Raw genomic sequence first — 16,559 nt, 5'->3', positions numbered from 1 at the left:
GATAGTATTACTTGTTAACATACTTTTTAGCTTAACAGTGCTATTGGGTTGGTTTCTTCATATTGAAATTTTAAAAAGCGTGGTACCGGGCTTCAGTACTATGAAATTTAATAGTGCTTTATGTGTTTTTCTACTAGGATGGATACTTTTTTCCAGTATACAAAAAGAAAGGTTCTATGTGACGCTTTATTATCTATTGTCCGTTGTGGTATTTGCCATTGGTTTTTCAACACTTTTAGCTAGCATATTTGAGGTAGATTATGTACTCGACGAATTGTTAATGCAGGATACCAAGGGTCACTTGCTAGATACTCCCTTCCCAGGAAGAATGTCAAGAACAACTTCCTTCAGTTTTACAGCTTTTTCGTTGGCTTTTTTAATGATACGGTCAAACAATAGGGTTTTAAAAAGTAGTGCCCAATATGCTTTTCATATCGTAAGCTTGATTTCTTTTATAGCAATCATTGGATATTTATATGGTGTACCTGCTTTTCATAGCTTTACTCGTTTCGAATCGATGGCTATCCCTACAGCCCTATTGTTTTTTATCTCCTCTATTGCCGCCACACTGCTACATCCCAATTATGGGATTACGTCGCTTTTTATTGGAAATAGGATTGGGAATATAGTGGTTCGAAAGATCTTTCCCATTTCTACAATTGCAATTGTTCTTCTTGGTTTTTTTCACATATTGTCTAATAGATACGGTGCTATTTCAGTAGAATTGGGCATCACGTTATTTATGCTTTCGTTTATATTGGTAACTTTAATTATTCTTGGAAGAACTGCCCTATACTTGAATAGAATAGATTTAAAGCGATCCCAAGCCGAAGATTCACTTTTGCAGCTAAACAATTCGCTAGAGGAAATCATAAAGGAACGTACAAAAGAACTAGAAAGTAGCGAAGAAAAGTTTTTCAAGATTTTTCACATGAATCCTGCTGGAATGATTTTATCTGATATTGATACCAAACAATATTTGGAAGTCAATAAAGGCTTTTCTAAGCTAACAGGCTACACCATGACAGAAGTAGCCGGGAAAACAGCTGTTGAGCTTGGATTGATTTCGCCGGAAGACCGAGAAAAGCTAATTTCATTACTCATAAAAAAAGGCCGACTCAGTAATTATGAAATCACCTATTATACTAAAAAGGGAATAAAAAAAGCAGGTCTATTATCTTCTGAAACGATTGAGGTTTTGGATAAAAAATACGGACTTACCATAATTTATGATATTACGGAGCGAAAAGAGCTAGAAGAAAAAATTGTCGAAGCTTCAAAAACAAAAGAACGCTTCATGGCCAATATGAGCCACGAAATTCGCACTCCTATGAATGCAATTATTGGTTTCACCAATCTAATTGACAAAAACGATCTGAACGAAACCAATAAAGAATACCTCAATTATATAAAATCGAGTGGCGAAAATCTGCTTGTACTCATCAATGATATCCTAGATTATTCGAAAATAGAAGCCGGAATGTTGCTTTTAGAAAAGATACCATTTAAGATAAATGATTTAATGCAGTCAGTAATGATAATGTTTACTGCTAAAGCCGATGAGAAAGGTTTGAGTTTTGACCTTACCATCGATAAAAAAATGCCCAACCTCATCATTGGCGACCCAACACGGTTAACGCAAATTCTAATCAATCTCATTGGTAATGCAATTAAGTTTACCGAAAAAGGAAGCATCAAAGTCACGATCACAGTACTTTCGATTGAAAATGATTTGGCCACAATCATGTTATCAGTAAAAGATACAGGAAAAGGTATCCCTAAAGATATGCAAAATGAAATCTTCGAAAGATTTGTTCAAGCAAGTGCCGAAACCACCAGGGATTTTGGAGGAAGTGGTCTCGGATTGTCTATTGTAAAAAACCTTGTTCATATGCAAAAGGGAACCATAAAAATTGACAGTACCGAGAACGAGGGAACAGAATTTATGATTACCCTTTCCTATAAAATAGAAAATGAAAATCTAAAAATTGAAACCGAGAAATTAGAGTTAGAAACGATCTTGAAATTGGAAAAATTCGACAGAGAGATCAAAATATTATTGGCAGAAGACAATTCCTTAAACCAACTCCTTGCAAAAAATGTACTGACTCGATTTGGATGTGCTATAGATATCGCAGAAAATGGTGCAATTGCAGTTGAAATGCTCCGATATGGACATTATGACCTAGTATTAATGGACATCCAAATGCCCATAATGGATGGCTACACCGCATCCCAAAACATAAGAGCCGAAGTAAACAAGGCTATTCCAATCATTGCCATGACGGCCCATGTTATGACAGGAGAAAAAGAAAAATGTATCAGCTTTGGCATGAACGATTATATCTCGAAACCGTTCAAACTACAAGAACTTTATAGAATCATACAAAAATATAGCAACTAATTCTCGCCAATACTAGGACTCCTTATACTCCAAAATAGCTATTGTAGTTTTTAGAATGTTAAATATTTCAAAATGATGTAACATCTGCTCGATTAAAGCGTTTAATTCGTCATACCTAATCAATCAAAACATCATCAACTACAATGGATTTTAAATTCAAATGCCTCATTTTTGTCTTTTCTCTGTTTACATCAATCTCCTTTTCCCAAGAAAAATTCACGATCAGCGGTACTATTTCAGACGCTTCCAGCAATGAAACCTTAATTGGTGTCAACATTTATGTCCCCGAACTCAAGATCGGAACTACCACAAACGAATATGGATTCTATTCGCTGACTTTGCCAAAAGGAACCCACACTGTCGAAATTAGCTATGTAGGGTTTCCAACCGTAACCCAGGAAATTTCACTCAATCAAAACATGAAACTATCCGTTCCCCTCAGCAACGATGGCGAACAGCTGGAGGAAGTAGTCGTTACGGACAAAGGAAAAACCAATATCCGAAAGCCCGAAATGAGTGTCAACAAATTGTCGGTGGAAACCATCAAGAAAATGCCAGTAGTTCTGGGTGAAGTCGATGTCTTGAAGTCGATCCTGTTACTTCCCGGAGTTACCAATGCTGGCGAAGGAGCCTCCGGTTTCAATGTTCGTGGTGGAGCTGCCGATCAAAATTTGATCCTTTTGGACGAAGCTACCATCTATAATTCCTCACACGTTTTTGGTTTCTTTTCGGTTTTTAATGCCGATGCGATAAAGGAATTGAAACTCTATAAAGGTGGAATTCCGGCCCGTTTCGGTGGTCGTGCTTCCTCTGTTTTGGATGTCTATCAAAGGGATGGAAACTCAAAGGAATTTCACATGAACGGTGGTATCGGATTGATCTCGAGCCGTCTTTTGGCCGAAGGACCAATTGTAAAAGACAAAGGTTCGTTTCTTATAAGCGGTCGTGGTTCCTATGCCCATCTGTTCTTGAAATTGGCGGATAATGATAACTCGGCCTACTTCTATGATATGAATGCAAAGCTGAACTATAAATTGAGCGAAAACAATAACCTCTATCTTTCAGGCTATTTCGGTAGGGATGTTTTTGACATTGGCAACGTTTTCAATAACGTCTATGGAAATTCGACCTTGAACCTTCGTTGGAACCATTTGTTTTCGGATAAATTGTTCTCCAATCTTTCGTTTATCTACAGTGATTACTATTATGGTTTGGATTTGGATTTTATCGGGATGCAATATGAATCGGGCATCAAGAACTTCAATCTTAAATATGATTTCAAGCATTATGTTTCGGACAAATTGAAATTGGCCTACGGTATCAATGCTATTTATTACAACTTTAATCCGGGAGAAATAAAACCTTTAACAGCCAGTTCGGGTATCAATGAACGAACTTTTGCCAAGAAATTTGCTTTTGAACCTGCCGCCTATATTGAAGCAGAACACACCCTAACCGACAAACTTTCGTTGATGTATGGACTGCGTTACAGCATGTTCTACCGTCTGGGTGGCGATTCCAGCATCAATATATATGAAAACAATCAGGCGGTTAATTTCAACGAAACCTTCCAGATTTATGAAAAGGCTACCCCAATCGGGTCGACCTATTATGATAAAAATGAAGTCATTACTTCCTTCGATAATTTCGAACCAAGGGCTGCCATTTCCTATGCCTTAAATGAGGATTCCTCCATCAAGACCAGCTACAACAGGATGGTGCAATACCTGCAGCTGATTTCGAACACCTCATCTCCTACTCCATTGGACATCTGGACACCAAGCGACGAATTCATCAAACCGCAAATTGCCGATCAGGTAGCTTTGGGGTATTTCAGGAATTTCCACAATGATGATTATTCGCTGGAACTGGAAACCTTCTACAAGACCGTAAAAAACAGAATCGACTATATTGATGGTGCCGATTTGATTGGGAACGAATTTATGGAGCAGATTGTCCTGTACGGAAAGCAACGTGCCTACGGATTGGAAATGATGCTCAAGAAAAATACCGGAAAATTCAACGGATGGATTTCCTATACACTCTCGCGATCCGAACAACAAACGCCAGGTAGAAATGCCAATGAAACCGGTATAAACGACGGAAAATGGTACAAGACAGGTTATGACAAATTGCACAATATTGCCGTAACTGCTGCTTATGAACTAGGCCCTAAATGGTCGTTTGGAGCCAACTTCGCCTTGCAATCTGGACAGCCAGTGACCTATCCTAATGGCTATTACCAATATGAAGGCATCACGGTGCCGAGCTATGGACTGCGAAATGAAAACCGACTTCCCCTCTACCACCACTTGGATTTCTCGGCTACTTATACGCCAAAACCCGACAAGAAAAAGGGATGGCAAAGCGAATGGGTATTCAGTATTTATAATATCTATGGCCGAAACAATGCCGCTTCCATCAGTTTCCGTCAGGATGAACTTACAGGAAAGAATGAGGCGGTTCGTCTTTCGATATTCGGAATTGTTCCGGGTATCAGCTACAATTTTAAATTCTAATCCTAAAAAAGCTACACAATGAAAAACTTAAAATATATAGCCGTTCTATTGATTGCCACCTTCTTTACAAGCTGCGAAGAGGTAATTGATGTTGATTTGCAAACGGGCGAGCCAAAACTGGTGGTAGATGCTTCAATCAATTGGCAATTGGGCTCTACAGGAAATGAGCAGGTTATCAAGTTGAGCACCACAACGGGCTATTATGAGCCAACCGTTCCAAAGGTTACAGGAGCAACTGTTTTTGTAACCAACACCGACACCAACGAAGTCTTTGACTTTATCGAAAACCCGGGAACTGGCGACTATGTGTGCACCAGCTTTATCCCGGTTGTAGAGGGCAATTACCAACTCACTGTGGTAACGGGCGGGCAAACCTATACCGCTACCGAGAAGCTGATGCCCGTTGTTCCCATCGATAAGATTGAGCAAAAAGAAGCACCGTTTGGGGATGATTCGGTGGAGATCAATGTGTTCTTTACGGATAATGGTGCGACTGATGATTTCTATATGTTCCGATACATCACTTCTTTCGGGGCTATCCCCAACTATGGCGTGAGCGATGATGAATTTTTTCAGGGCAACCAGTTCAATGATGTCTATTTTAATGAAGATTTAAAGTCTGGTGAATCCTTTGATGTGACCTTGTTTGGCGTTTCAGAGCAATTCTATAATTATATGAACCTCCTCTTGGATGTGGCAGGTGGTGGCGGACCTTTTTCTACCGCACCTGCAAGAATCAAAGGCAATATCCTCAATACTACTACTCCTGATGACACCGCTTTTGGCTATTTTAGGCTTTCGCAAACGGATACTCGGAATTATGTGATTGAATAAATTATAGATGGTTTCCCAAAAAAAAACTCCCGAATTGCTTCGGGAGTTTTTTTTCTGCTACTCTATCACTACACGATAGCTGCCTTGTTTGGTCTTGTCTTGGTTTTGCACCAAAATTCTGGTGGCATTCTCAAGAAGTTCGCCCATGGTTTTCGTGATAGTGGCTTCGGCTGAAAGTTCGACCTCTGCACCTTCCAGCTCCTCTGAGTTACTCAAGGCAAAGGTTAACGAAACGCTTCCTGTATTAGTAAAAACCAAATTCGCTTTTGCATCATACTCCATTACCGCTATTACATCGGTTCGCTCAGGAGCTATTTCGCCTATATATTCGTCCTTGTCCTTCGATTTTGTAGCATGCTCAAAAACATACTGATTTTTCTTGGCATATTCGTTTTCAAAAACCACCTGAGCCGCAGCCATCACCTCGGTCAGAATCAAATAGCAATTGTTTAAAACCACAATACGGTCTTCGGTTAATTTAGGACGTGTTTTTGAAAAGGATTTTTGCTTGGTGTTTTTGGTCAACAGATCGTTTCTCACCGATTCCAATCGCATGATATGATCGATCTTACAGCCTGCTGTCATCAACTGGCTTTCATATTTTTTACAAGCCACATACATTTCAAACAGGAATTGAGCCATCTGAGCCCTATTGCGTCTAATTTTCAGATAATCATTCAGTCCAAATTCCCCTTGTATCCCTGCACTAGTAGGAAACGCTTTTGTAACAAAATAACGCATCGCGCTATAGGCAGATCGTGCTGCATCCATGCTTCCATCCACTTCCTCGGTCAAGCTCACCTGCTGATCTTTTACGGCACTATCCCTTACAACAGTTTCGGCCTGCATCACTGCACTCAGGAAATCTTTTGCATAGTTGCTATCCATTGTGCTGTCAAAATCTTTAAACAACGGCAAATCAGCTTCAAACAATCCGTGTGTCACTCTTGCTGTTTCGGTCATATACGCATCATCTGTAGAATAAAGGCGTACTACTTTTTTTGGTCTCATAGCATTTTTTGTATTTAATTGTTATTAGTAAAATTCAAATTAAATGAATTTTAACACATAACGCAACACTATTTCTAAATATTGTTATTTTATTTTACAAAAAATGAATAACATTTACCAAATACATTTAATTGAAATAAATTAACTTTAACAACACTAAAAACACAATAATTCAACTGTTTGTTGCCACTAACTATCACCAAGTCAACTCTTGTTCTTTCTTTTTTAAACTGATTTCCAAACACTTTAGAGCATTTTTACACTTCAATAATGCATTGTTTTAGCCTGTTATAGCTCCGCACTGCACCGTTGCACCTGATCACCTTTTCGATGGTTCTTGCCACCGTTTCGTTACCTATTGCCACCTTTTCATTACTCATTGCTACCTTTTCGTTAAACCTTGCTACCATTTCGTTATTCTTGGCATCATTTCGTTAAGGCTTGCCACCGTTTCGTTAACCTTTGCCACCGTTTCGTTAATCTTTGCCACCGTTTCGTTAGAGCTTGCCACCGTTTCGTTAAAGCTTGCCACTTGAGCACAGATTTAAAGAAATGGTTCTATCTTCTAAAGAATCTCAATTATCAATCTGTTAGATTGCTTATAACTTTACTACTTTAATAGGAAGCTTTACCAATGCCACAACGGAGTTATTACTACTATGATTTTAATTTTTAATTCTTACTTTTTAATTTATTTTCCGCTTTTACGGAAAACCGTAATTTGTTGTGATGGGGACTGGTTAGATTTGTGTTAAAGAAATAGGGTTTTCCCTAGTGGTGGGGAGTTTTATTTTGGTATTCTTGGGAGGGATAACAATTTATTAATCAAGTAGGTTGCCTATTTTTTTTTAGAGTCGCAAAGTCACAAAATGGATTCTTGAAGTATAAAAAAGTCTTTTACTTTTTGCAGGAAGTTTGCAAAAGCACAGCGTTTCAAAACCTCCAAAAAAGCCATTTTTACATTATCCTCAATAAATTAACATCACTTTCTGTTAAAAAGCCTCAAAATGCGTAGAAATACGGGTAGCATTTTTGCGGAATCCCTATTAAGGTTTTACAAATATTATGTTAATTTTCCACAGCTGTAAGATAATATGCAGGAATGAACAAACCATATAAGACACACAATATGAAAAGATTGCTAACATTGCTACTGCTTCCCATAAGCGTTTTCGCACAGGACATCGGACGGGACCTGGCCCCTGATAACGCCATTGCCATCACCGATCCCAAGGACAACAATATCCTGAGCGAGAACCAATACCATTACAGAACACAAAACTAGGAAGCATGAGAAAGCTATTATATACCCTATTGCTTCTGCCTGTGATGGCAATGTCGCAGAGTACGAACCAGAACTATGTGAAGAGCGTGACCTACAAGCAGGAAACGGCTACTGTCCTTCCTGCAAGCCCTACCGCTGCCCAGGCGGCAGTGAATGTCACCTACTTTGACGGCCTTGGAAGGCCGATGCAGCAGGTGGCCCACAGGCAATCGGCAATTGGAACGGGAACGGATATCGTGACCCCTATTGTCTATGACGCCTTTGGCAGGCAGACCCACGACTATCTTCCGTATGCGGCACAGACGGCCACCATGGCCTATGATACAGCGGCAGTGGCCAACGTATCGGCCTTTTACAATACGACAGCCTATGAGAATACCACAAACCCCTACAGCCAGAAGCGATTGGAAGCCTCGCCACTTGGCAGGATCATGGAGCAGGGAGCTCCCGGACTGGACTGGCTTGTTGACCACGAAAATGACGACGACAATACCATCAAGTTCGAGTATGGGACCAATGTGGCCGGAGAAGTGAAGCTCTTCAAGGCCAACGCCACCTTGCATCCCAGCTTTAGCTCCCCATTGTATAACATCGCATTGGTTAACGGTGCAGGGACAACCTACTATAATCCCGGCCAGCTTTACAAGACCATCACCAGGGACGAGAACTGGAAGCCGGTTCCGGCCAACCATATCAAGCTCTCGACCACCGAGGAATTCAAGAACAAGAAGGGAAAGGTGGTGCTCAAGCGTACCTACAACCTGGTGGGCAGCACCGTGACACCCCACGACACCTACTATATCTATGACCAGTTTGACAACCTGACCTATGTGATTCCTCCGCTTGCCACGGGAAACATCAACGGATTGCTCAATGACCTTTGCTACCAGTACCGATATGACTCCCGCAACCGCCTTGTGGAAAAGAAGCTGCCAGGCAAGCAATGGGAGTTCATCGTCTATGACAAGCTGGACCGGGTGGTGGCGACAGGGCCTGCCTATTCTCCCTTTGGGACAGGCACCTCGGGATGGATGCTGACCCGCTATGATGCCCTCAGCCGCCCCGTGATTACGGGATGGTACCAGGCCACCGTTAGCTCCACGACACGGAACACCCTGCAGATTTCCTACAATGGTGCCATCACCAACCTTGCAAGGGGCACCTCGACCGTCGACAATATTGCGACCGGGTATGCCACAGCTACCTATCCTTCGGGCTTCAAGCTCCTGACGGTAAGCTATTATGACTCCTACGGCTTTCCAAACGCTCCCACTGCCTTTTCTGTAAGCCTGGATGGTGTGGAACATATCCATTATAACAATACTGACAAGAAGCCAAAGGGAATGCCAACGGGATCTTGGGCAAGGGTGCTCACCACAGCAACAGCCACGTTGGGAGAGACCTCCTACACCCTCTATGACAAGAAGGCAAGGCCAGTGAGGACCCATACCACAAACCACCTTGGGGGTTATACCTATACCGATGCAAAACTCGATTTTACAGGCAAGGCCCTCTATACCCTTACCCGCCTCAAGCGCCAGGCAAGTAGTGACGAACTGCTGACAAGGGAGGAATTTACCTATACAGCACAGGACAGGCTCCTGACCCAAACCCACAGGATTACATTCCAGGGTACGGCGGGACCTGTGGAGCTGATCGCCAAGAACGAATATGACGCACTTGGACAGCTCAAGAACAAGCGTGTCGGTGGACCAGCGACTACCCCGAACGGACACCAGAAGGGGGACTATACCTACAACATCCGTGGGTGGCTCAAGGGGATTAACAACACGGCAAGCCTGGCTGAGAGTGGATTGCCTACTGACTTATTTGCTTTCAAGATAGGCTATAATGAAGTGGAAGGCATGAGCACGCCCTTGTATAATGGCAACATAGGAGAGACCTATTGGAAAACATATCCTGAGAATGTGTTAAGGAAGTACAGCTATGAATACGACGATTTGAATCGCTTGACAGATGCCTATTATCAGAAGCCTGGACTGATCGATCCCTATACCGCATCTTATAATGAGGAGATGGGCTATGACCGTAATGGAAATATTACCAGCATGTTCCGCACGGGTTATCTTGATGCCGATGGGGGTCCTGTGTATGAGATTGACAACCTCGAATACCAATACAGCCGCAACAGGCTGCTCAAGGTAATCGACCACTCGAACAGTTTGGATGGTTTCCGTGATGGGCAGAACCCAAATGGTGTCACAGAACCTGATTACGGCTATGATGCCAATGGCAACATGGTTCAGGACTGGAACAAGGGAATCGATGCGATTGTGTATAACCACCTGAATTTGCCTACAAGGATTAACTTCAAGGTGGATCAGGGTGAGAAATTTATTTCCTATATTTACAACGCATTGGGACAGAAGGTTTCCAAGCAGGTAATCCACCAATCCTCCAGCGAGCAAATCAACACGGTGACGGATTATTTGGGCGGTTACCAGTATGTTGGAGGAATATTGCAACATTTTCCGACAGCAGAAGGATACGTGAGTGTGACCAATGGCAAGGATTTTGACTATGTTTATAACCATATGGACCATTTGGGCAACATAAGGGTTAGCTATACGATGCCAAAGGGAAGCACGGTGCTTTCTATACTTGAGGAGAATCATTATTATCCCTTTGGGATGAAGCATGCCAATTATGGGGATGGTAGGCATGATTATGTTCGAAATCCTGATGGTACGGGGTATGCGGTTATAGACGAGGTACATCGGAATAAGTATCAGTATAAATACAACGGCAAGGAGTATCAGGACGAGCTGGGGCTTAACTTCTACGACTATGGAGCAAGAAATTACGACCCTGCGATTGGAAGATGGATGAATATTGACCCGCTGGCGGAGGTAAGTAGGAAATGGTCTCCATATGTATACTGTTATAATAATCCAATGATATTTGTCGACCCAGATGGAATGTTTGCAACACCTCCGACTGATTTTTATAATTTGAATGGTAAACATGTTAAGCACATTGAGGATGGCAAGACGGATAAGAAAATGGTCTTAACAAAAAGTGAAAAAGAATCTAAGGTGCAAAGTGCTATTGATAAAGGACAGGTAGTAAGTGCGTTTTCTGACTCTGAAAGTGATAAAATGAGTGAGATATATAATAATGATGCGGAAAATAAATCATTTACTGAGCAAGGATTTATGAGAGGAACAAATGGAGAGTCGGAAATTGTAACTGGTGCAAAGGCTGGTGAAATTGGCTCAAAAGAATGGGCTAGTGCACGTGCTGAATTAAGTGAAAATGGAAGTACTCCTATTTCAGATGTACATTTGCATCCCAATAAATTTGATAGTTCAGGAAATATAAAACAGTTTGGTAAAGCAATGGGCTCTGGAGCAGAGGTAATGTTTCAGATTAGGTGTTTTTGAAAATCACCACTCTAACTCCTTGAAAAAAAATGTTTATTTTGAGATTCCAAACCAATTAGAGGTGACCTACCAGGTCACCTCTCCTATTTTTGAGGTCGGATAAGACCTAAAAATGCTTTTCTTCTATCTTAATGTATCAAAATAGGTCATGGAAATAAAATGTAATTTTTGTAATGGTAAATGCATAAAGAATGGATTTCAAAACAATGGGAAACAACGTTATAAATGTTGTATCTGTCAAAAGCGGCAACAGTCTTGCTATGGCTACAATGCTTATAAGTCAGACCTCAACCAGAACATTATCCAATTAACAAAAGAGGGCTTGGGAATAAGAAGCACTGCAAGGGTATTGAAAATTTCGACTACCACATTACTTAAAAGGATTGTAGCAATTGCCAAGAGCATTCAACAGCCCATTATTAATAAGGGAAAAACCTATGAGGTTGACGAGATGTGCACTTATATCAGAAACAAGCGAAACTTTATCTGGCTGGTTTATGCCTTGGAAAAGAATTCTAAAAAAGTTGTAAGTTTTAATGTAGGAAAGCGAACCAATAAAACGCTAAACCGTGTTTTGAAAACTTTAAAATTATCGGAAGCAAAAAAAATATTTACTGACAGGTTGAAAAATTACAAATATCTGATTGATGAAAAATTACATTCTGTTAAACGTTTCGGCACAAATCATATTGAAAGGCAGAATCTGACATTGAGAACCCATATCAAAAGGCTAAACCGCAGGACTATATGCTTCAGCAAAAGTTTGATGGTTTTGGTTTGTGTATTGAAGATTTATTTTTGGAGTTAAAGGAAAATCCTAATATCTATCAAGGATAGCGATAACAATATTCTGAGCAAGAACAATGGATATATTTCAATACCGATAATACCAGCAACATAGCATTTACTGACAACAATGATGTGATTGCAGATTCTACGAGCTACAACTTATTGATTTTTTTCTAAAAAAACCTATTAAACATTCTCGGTCCCATATAAAACACCAGCTTCCCTCCTTTTACGATGTCTTCATGGCGAAGTATGTAATCTTTAATCGGTGTTCCGTTAAGCAAAACTTTCTGTACATACACATTTTTATCGCTTTGGTTCTTGGCTTCAATGCTAAAGGTTTTTCCGTTTTCCAATTGCAATACCGCCGACTTTACCGCCGGACTTCCCAAGGCATAGTCTGCCGAACCTGGAGCTACAGGATAAAAACCTAGTGACGAAAAGATATACCAGGCACTCATTTGACCACAGTCGTCATTGCCACCCAATCCGTCTGGTGCATTCTTGTATTGCATCTTCAGGATCATTCGCACGCGTTCCTGTGTTTTCCAAGGCTGGCCTGCGGTATTGTAGAGATAAGCCACGTGATGTGCTGGTTCGTTTCCGTGCACATATCCGCCAATTATTCCTTCTCGGGTAATATCTTCGGTATCGGCAAAGAAGGCATCGGGCAACTGCATGGTAAACAATTCGTCGAGCCTTTCGGCAAACTTTTTCGGGCCACCCATCTTTTGCATCAATAGTTCTGGCGTATGTGGCACGAAGAAACTATAGTTCCACGAATTTCCCTCTATAAATCCTTGTCCGTGTGTACTCATGACATCAGGGTTGGATTTGAAGGTTCCGTCTGCTAATTTCGCTCGCATGAATCCAGTTTCAGTATCATAGTTATTGTTCCAATTTCCCGAACGCTTGGTGTATTCTTCGTAAACATCCATCTTATTGAGGTACTTCGCCAATTGGGCAATACACCAGTCATCATAGGCATATTCTAACGTATTGGAAATCGAGGTGCCACTTTTTTCGGCAGGAATAAATCCGTTGTCGATGTAGTAGCCGATACCTTCATAATCCCGCTGGTTCGAAGTCACGATACAGGCTTCCAATGCTTTTTGAGGATCGCCCTTATAGACACCTTTGATAATGGCATCTGCAAGTACCGAAACGCTGTGGTAGCCACTCATGCACCAGTTGTCATTGGAATAATGCGACCAAATTGGTAACATCTTCAAGGCACTTTGATCGTAATGTGCCATCATGGAATGTACCATATCATTGTTTCGTGAAGGCTGTATCAGATTGAAAAAGGGATGCAGGGCCCTGTAAGTATCCCAAAGCGAAAAGGTGGTGTAATTCGTAAAGTCTTCTGCCTTGTGAATTTCCTGATCTAAACCTTTGTATTCGCCATTCACATCATTGTAAACCGTTGGCGTGATAAAAGTATGGTACATCGACGTATAGAAATTCACTTTATCCTCTTCTGATGCCTTGATTACAATCTTGTTGAGCTCTCGGTTCCATTCGGCTTGGGCCTCATGCTGCACTTGTTCAAAATCCCAATGGGGTATTTCGGTTTGCATATTCTCCAGGGCATTCTTCTGGCTTACGGGTGAAAGGGCAAATTTGATTTTTATTTTTTCTTGATCTTCAGTATCAAAATCGAAATACATTCGGATATTTTTACCTGCTATTTCTGGGAAGTTTTCGGTCTGGTCGAACTTACGCCAAAATCCGCGATAGGATTGCTTGTCATCATAATTCTGCTGACCGTATTTCTTGAAAGGTTTTGAAAACGACATGGCAAAATAAACCGTTCGGGTTCTTGCCCAACCGTTGGTTTGACGGTAACCTGTTACCAATGTGTCATTGACCACCCGAACATAGGTCCAGACATTTTTTTCGGGATAATGGTAAATGCCTGACATCAAGTCGAAGATGATATGTGATGCTGAAGATTTAGGGAAAGTATATTGGTGCATTCCAACCCTTTTGCTCGTTGTCAATTCCGCCAGGATGTTATGGTCGTCAAGTTTGACCTTGTAATATCCGGCTTCCGCCAATTCATTGTCGTGGGAAAAAGCCGAACGGTAACCACTCTTGGAATCATCTGCCGTTCCGGGATTAAGTTGGAGTTTTCCTTGTGTGGGCATGATCAGGAAATCCCCAAGATCCGAATGGCCCGTGCCGCTGAAATGGGTGTGACTGAAACCTGTAATCGTCTTGTCTTCATAGCGATAGCCTGCACAATAGTTATAGACCTTGCCATTGTATTTTCCGTTGAGTTCATACGAAATGGTATCAGTTTCGGGACTCAATTGTACGGCTCCAAAAGGAACGGTGGCCCCGGGATAGGTATGTCCCATTTTTTCGGTTCCGATAATCGGGCGGACATATTTAAAAAGCTGCTGTTGAGCAAATGTAAAAAATGATAGCAGGAATAACAGGAAGGACAAACTTTTCTTCATGGGGTTTTCGATTGAAGTTTATATAGGTTTTGGGATTCAAAAGTAGGGAAAAGAACCCAGTGGTCAGTTTTCAGTTGTCGGTTGAGAGTTTGAGATTTGGAATTTGGAGTTTGAAATTTGGAATCTCATCATGTTAACTATTTGATAACTTAACGGTTACGATTTATTTGCTTGTGTTTTGTTATTTTGATAAAAACAATCTATTATGAAATTTTTCAGTCTCAAATTCATAACGTTTATTAAGGAATGGCTTTTTTTGAAGGCCATGCAATCGAGTTTCCGTCATTAAACATCAGAAAGTAGCCTTTAATGAGTAAAGCAGAAAACTCGATTTTCAGCAGGGAACAATTTGGAGAAGACTTTTTGTGGGGCGTTTCTACTGCCGCTTTTCAAATTGAAGGTGCTCACGATGCTGACGGAAAAGGACTTTCTATCTGGGATGTCTTTACCGCCAAGAAAGGTAAAATAAGAAACGGCCATCACGCTCTAGTCGCCTGTGATTTCTACAATTGCTATAAGGATGATATCCATCTGATACGGCAACTCAATATTCCTAATTTTCGATTTTCTATCAGCTGGCCGAGAATTATGCCTACAGGAACCTTACCTGTAAATGAAGCCGGTATCGAATACTACAACAAAATCATTGACTTTTTATTGGAATGCGAAATTGAACCTTGGATTACACTCTATCATTGGGACTTGCCGCATGCCTTGGAAGTGAAAGGAGGCTGGACCAACAGGGAATGTGTGTCGTGGTTTTCAGAATATACGGAGGTTTGCACCAGGTACTTTGGCGACCGTGTCAAGAATTGGATCATCATGAACGAACCATCCGTATTTACTGGTGCTGGATATTTTTTGGGTATTCATGCACCTGGGAGAAGAGGTATAACGAATTATATAAAAGCCATGCATCATGTAACTTTGGCAACTGCAGCTGGTGGAAAAATGGTTCGAAATACCGTAGTAGATGCTAATATCGGAACTACTTTTTCTTGTACCCATATTGAGCCCTACAGCCAGAAACCAAAGGATATCAGAGCGGCAACACGGGTAGACACCTTGCTGAACAGGACTTTTATAGAGCCTATTATTGGACTGGGATATCCTCAAGAAGATCTGAAAGTGTTAAACAGGCTCGATCGCTACATCCTAGGGGATGACAGGAAAAATCTGTCTTTCGATTTTGATTTTATAGGACTGCAATGCTATACGAAAGAAGTTGTAAAAAACTCAATTATAACGCCTTACATCGGTGCTTCATTGGTTCCTGCTAAAAAAAGAGGAATGCCTTTTACCACTATGGGATGGGAAATATACCCAGAAGCCATCTATCATATCCTTAAAAAATTCAACAGCTACAAGGGAATGCCGAAAATTCTAATAACCGAAAATGGTGCTTCTTTTGCTGATACGGTCATTGATGGAAAAGTAAACGACAAGGAACGTACCCAATACCTACAAGACCATTTGCAACAAATTCTAAAGGCTAAAAAGGAAGGTTGCACTGTAGAGGGCTATTTTGTGTGGAGCCTTACCGATAATTTTGAATGGGCCGAAGGCTATAATGCTAGATTCGGTTTGATTCACGTAGATTTTGACACCCAGAAGCGAACCATCAAGGATTCCGGGTTATGGTTTCGGGATTTTTTAGATCCTACTATTTGATAGGAACACTACTCTTATTTATTTGCTGGTAGACTAATGGTCTATCAGCATTAATTTTAGTACCTAAATTATTTAAATATATACAAAAAGCTATTTTAAAAAAAAATAAAATCTCAAGCTTTTCAACAAAAAAAGCACCCTATCGGGTGCCTTTTCACATTTGTCAAACCAATAACC

Annotated in this window: 9 protein-coding genes; 7 read left to right on the top strand and 2 right to left on the bottom strand. The window is 40.9% G+C overall.

Going from position 1 to position 16,559, the window contains the following annotated elements; translation table 11 throughout:
• The first annotated feature begins 100 nt into the window (after nt 1–100).
• The 3 genes from G508_RS19630 (at nt 101) to G508_RS0113350 (ending at nt 5,757) form a co-directional block, all read left to right on the top strand.
• Complete coding sequence (locus G508_RS19630) at nt 101–2,404, top strand: hybrid sensor histidine kinase/response regulator (protein ID WP_211223392.1); 2,304 nt, start codon at nt 101–103, stop codon at nt 2,402–2,404.
• Between the two features lie 143 nt (nt 2,405–2,547).
• The gene (locus tag G508_RS0113355) at nt 2,548–4,923 is read left to right on the top strand and encodes a TonB-dependent receptor (RefSeq protein WP_026705795.1); all 2,376 of its coding nucleotides are present in this window, start codon (nt 2,548–2,550) and stop codon (nt 4,921–4,923) included.
• Between the two features lie 18 nt (nt 4,924–4,941).
• The gene (locus tag G508_RS0113350) at nt 4,942–5,757 is read left to right on the top strand and encodes a DUF4249 domain-containing protein (RefSeq protein ID WP_026705794.1); all 816 of its coding nucleotides are present in this window, start codon (nt 4,942–4,944) and stop codon (nt 5,755–5,757) included.
• Between the two features lie 57 nt (nt 5,758–5,814).
• On the opposite strand, the gene G508_RS0113345 is transcribed toward G508_RS0113350, so the two are convergent.
• A complete protein-coding gene (locus G508_RS0113345) occupies nt 5,815–6,768 on the bottom strand; it encodes a hypothetical protein (protein ID WP_026705793.1) in 954 nt (317 codons plus the stop codon).
• Between the two features lie 1,102 nt (nt 6,769–7,870).
• Between G508_RS0113345 and G508_RS0113335 the strand changes: the two genes are divergently transcribed.
• The 3 genes from G508_RS0113335 (at nt 7,871) to G508_RS0113325 (ending at nt 12,265) form a co-directional block, all read left to right on the top strand.
• Entirely contained in the window at nt 7,871–8,053 is a 183-nt protein-coding gene (locus tag G508_RS0113335) for a hypothetical protein (protein WP_026705792.1), read from the top strand.
• A gap of 5 nt (nt 8,054–8,058) precedes the next feature.
• The gene (locus G508_RS0113330; RefSeq protein ID WP_084625989.1) at nt 8,059–11,457 is read left to right on the top strand and encodes a DUF6443 domain-containing protein; all 3,399 of its coding nucleotides are present in this window, start codon (nt 8,059–8,061) and stop codon (nt 11,455–11,457) included.
• A gap of 148 nt (nt 11,458–11,605) precedes the next feature.
• Entirely contained in the window at nt 11,606–12,265 is a 660-nt protein-coding gene (locus G508_RS0113325) for an IS1 family transposase (RefSeq protein WP_026705790.1), read from the top strand.
• 154 nt (nt 12,266–12,419) lie between these two features.
• Here G508_RS0113325 and G508_RS0113320 read toward each other — a convergent pair whose 3' ends face one another.
• Nucleotides 12,420–14,711, bottom strand: coding sequence for a GH92 family glycosyl hydrolase (locus G508_RS0113320; protein ID WP_026705789.1), 2,292 nt, complete (start codon nt 14,709–14,711; stop codon nt 12,420–12,422).
• A 309-nt stretch (nt 14,712–15,020) separates the two neighbouring features.
• On the opposite strand from G508_RS0113320, the gene G508_RS0113315 reads away from it, so the two are divergent.
• Nucleotides 15,021–16,382, top strand: a complete 1,362-nt coding sequence (locus tag G508_RS0113315) for a GH1 family beta-glucosidase (protein WP_026705788.1) — start codon at nt 15,021–15,023, stop codon at nt 16,380–16,382.
• The last annotated feature ends 177 nt before the right edge of the window (nt 16,383–16,559 follow it).

The sequence above is a fragment of the Flavobacterium soli DSM 19725 genome (genome assembly GCF_000422705.1).
Classification (GTDB): Bacteria; Bacteroidota; Bacteroidia; order Flavobacteriales; family Flavobacteriaceae; genus Flavobacterium; species Flavobacterium soli.
Note: the sequence above shows the minus strand (reverse complement) of the source record. Positions and strands in the feature narration are given on the sequence as shown.